Source organism: Roseisolibacter sp. H3M3-2 (assembly GCF_029211165.1).
GTDB lineage: Bacteria > Gemmatimonadota > Gemmatimonadetes > Gemmatimonadales > Gemmatimonadaceae > Roseisolibacter.
Map to the genome: position 1 here is coordinate 1 of NZ_JARGEK010000510.1, position 2,683 is coordinate 2,683.

General features: G+C 77.2%; 3 protein-coding genes and 1 pseudogene. 3 read left to right on the forward strand and 1 reads right to left on the reverse strand.

From position 1 onward, the window contains the following. A partial coding sequence (nadC, locus tag PYV61_RS23765) for a carboxylating nicotinate-nucleotide diphosphorylase (protein ID WP_345785285.1) occupies window positions 1-1,030 on the forward strand: 1,030 nt, incomplete at its 5' end. 208 nt (window positions 1,031-1,238) lie between these two features. After that, the gene (locus PYV61_RS23770) at window positions 1,239-1,817 is read left to right on the forward strand and encodes a CHRD domain-containing protein (RefSeq protein ID WP_275836357.1); all 579 of its coding nucleotides are present in this window, start codon (window positions 1,239-1,241) and stop codon (window positions 1,815-1,817) included. 1 nt (window position 1,818) lies between these two features. Here the strand turns inward: PYV61_RS23770 and PYV61_RS23775 are convergent, their stop codons facing one another. Beyond that, window positions 1,819-2,367 carry a nuclear transport factor 2 family protein gene (locus PYV61_RS23775; protein WP_275836358.1) on the reverse strand — a complete coding sequence of 183 codons (549 nt, stop codon included), beginning with the start codon at window positions 2,365-2,367 and terminating at the stop codon, window positions 1,819-1,821. Between the two features lie 123 nt (window positions 2,368-2,490). Between PYV61_RS23775 and PYV61_RS23780 the strand changes: the two are divergent. Beyond that, window positions 2,491-2,683, forward strand: a pseudogene (locus PYV61_RS23780) (hypothetical protein); the annotation flags it as partial.

Genomic DNA, 2,683 nt, shown 5'->3' on the forward strand with positions numbered 1-2,683 from the left:
CGACCGGCGGCCCGACCTGCGCCGCGAGCGGCGCGCCGCCGACCGGCGCGTCGGCGCCGCCGGCGCCGAATCGCACCTGTCGCGCATGATGCAGGGGGCCGGCGACGCGGTGCGCGACGCCGAGGCCGACGGCGTCGCGGGGCAGGTGGTCTTCGGCTCCACCGGCGTCGTCCCCGCCGAGCCGCTGTACTTCCCGCTCACCCCCGCGCAGACGTCGCTGCTGGTGCGCGAGGCGCTGCACGAGGACGAGGCGTTCAACGACGTCACCACCCTCGCCACGGTGCTGAGCGGGCGCCACGCGCGCGGCTACCTCGTGGCGCGGCAGGCCGGCGTGCTGGCCGGCGTCGCGCTGGCGGTCGAGGCGTTCCGGCAGGTCGACCCGCGCATCAACGTGCGCGTCGACGTCGCCGACGGCGGCGCGCTGACGCCGGGGATGCCGGTGCTGATCCTGAGCGGCCACGCGCGCGGCCTGCTGTCGGCGGAGCGCGTGGCGCTCAACTTCCTGCAGCGGCTGTCGGGCGTCGCGTCGCTCACGCAGAAGTACGTGCAGGCGGTGGCCGGCACGCGCGCGCGCATCCTCGACACGCGCAAGACGACGCCGGGGTGGCGCAAGCTGGAGAAGTTCGCGGTGCGCGCGGGCGGCGGGATGAACCACCGCCTCGACCTCGCGTCGGCGGTGCTGATCAAGGACAACCACCTCGCGGCGGTGGACGGCGACGTCGCGTTCGCGGTGCGCCGCGCGCGCGATCTGGCGCCCGACGGCGCGCGCGTCGAGGTGGAGTGCGACACGCTGCCGCAGGTGGAGGCGGCGCTGGCCGCCGGCGCCGACGTCGTCATGCTCGACAACATGACGCTCGGCGCGATGCGCGAGGCGGTGCGGCTGTGCGAGGGGCGCGCCATCACCGAGGCCTCGGGCGGCGTGCGCCTCGAGACGGTGCGCGAGATCGCCGAGACGGGGGTGCACTGGATCTCGGTGGGCGCGCTCACGCACTCCGCGCCCGCGCTCGACCTGGCGCTCGACTTCGAGTAGCGCCCGCGCGCGATTGCGGGGCGTTCACGCGGGCCGCGGAATATTTCCGTGGCCCGCGCCGTCTGCGGGCGTCACGGGGCACTCCGCGCGATCGCGGCGCGGCCGTGCGGGCACGATTCGCGCGGTCCGGTCCCGTGCTGCAGCCCCAGGCCGCGCGCGCCCACGCCCCCGTGGGGCGCGCCGATCGTGACGCCCACCGGAGGGACCGATGCCCCGCGCACGCCTGCTGTCCGCCGTCGCCGCCGTCCTGCTGCTCCCCGCCGCCGCCGCCGCCCAGACGTGGACGGGCACCTTCGCGCCCGAGGCGGCGGGCGCCACCGGCACCGGGTCGGTGACGATCTCGTACGACCCCGGCACCTTCGGGCTGACGATGAACGCGACCTGGAGCGGCCTGTCGGGCACGACCCAGATCGCGCACATCCACTGCTGCCTCGCCGCGCCGTTCAGCGGGACCGTGGGCGTGGCCGTCACGCCGGGCACGCTCCCCGACTTCCCGGTCGGCGTGATGGCGGGGACGTACAACCGCACGGTGAACCTGAACGACCCCGCGTCGTTCACGGCGGCGTTCGTGACGAACTTCGGCGGCGGGACGCTCGCCGGTGCGCGCACGGCGCTGTTCAACGGGCTGGACACCCAGCGCGCGTACTTCAACATCCACACGACGACCTACCCGGCCGGCGAGATCCGCGCGTTCACGACCAACACCGTGCCCGAGCCGTCGACCTACGCGCTCATGGCGACGGGGCTGCTCGGCATCGGGCTGGCGGCGCGCCGGCGCCGCGGGTGAGCTAGGGCGCGGCGGGGGCGGGCGCGGGGCCGGCGGGCGGGTCGGACAGGTGCTCCTGGACGATCACCCACCGCCCCCCGCGCCGCTCGAACACCGCCGTCCACGCGCCGCGCAGCGTGTGCGGGCGGTCCTCGGGCGTGCGGTGCACGATGGCGTAGGTCGTCGTCAGCACCGCCGCGTCGGCGCCGAGCGCGGTCACGTGGCGCGGGCCGAGCACGAACCGCGGGTCGCGCATGTTCTGACCGACGCGCTCCCAGAAGCGCTGGATCTGCAGTTGCAGCGCCGCCCGCGACGTGGTGACGCGCCCCGCCGCCGCCGACACCACCGGGTCGGTCGGGCTGTAGAGCGCCATCAGCCGCGCCACCGGGTCGGGGCGGGTGAAGTCGTACGCGTCGGCGACCAGCGCGCCGAGCGTGTCGGCCAGCGCCTCGGCGCGGGCGGGGTCGCCGGCGGGGGGGGCGGCGGTGCCGTCCGGCGTCGCCGACTCGGAGCGGCACGCGGCGAGCAGGAGGACGCCCGCGGCGGCGAGGGCGGTGGAGGAGGGACGCATACGCCGCCCGTACCCGCGAATCGCGCGCCGGCGCCGACCCCGGCCGCGCGGCCTTGCGCGGCGGCGCGCGCGCGGGAGTTTGGAGGGGCGGGTCGGCGACTCTCACCTGACGGAGGACGGGCGATGCGCGTGCGCGGATGGACGGCCGCCGGATCGGCGGGGCTGGCGGGGCTGGCGACGGTCCTCGCCTGCGCGGGGGAGACGGACGCGGGGCGCCGCGACGTGGCGCTCGAGCGCGACCTGCGGCTGGCCGCCGCAGCGACGGTGGCGCCGGCGCCGCCCGACGCGGGGGCGGCGCGCTTCCTCCCCGCCGCCG

What these genes read in the sequence shown, in the direction of transcription:
- PYV61_RS23770 (WP_275836357.1), top strand. Translation starts at nt 1,239, where the DNA reads ATGCCCCGCGCACGCCTGCTGTCCGCCGTCGCCGCCGTCCTGCTGCTC.
- PYV61_RS23775 (WP_275836358.1), bottom strand. Translation starts at nt 2,367, where the DNA reads ATGCGTCCCTCCTCCACCGCCCTCGCCGCCGCGGGCGTCCTCCTGCTC.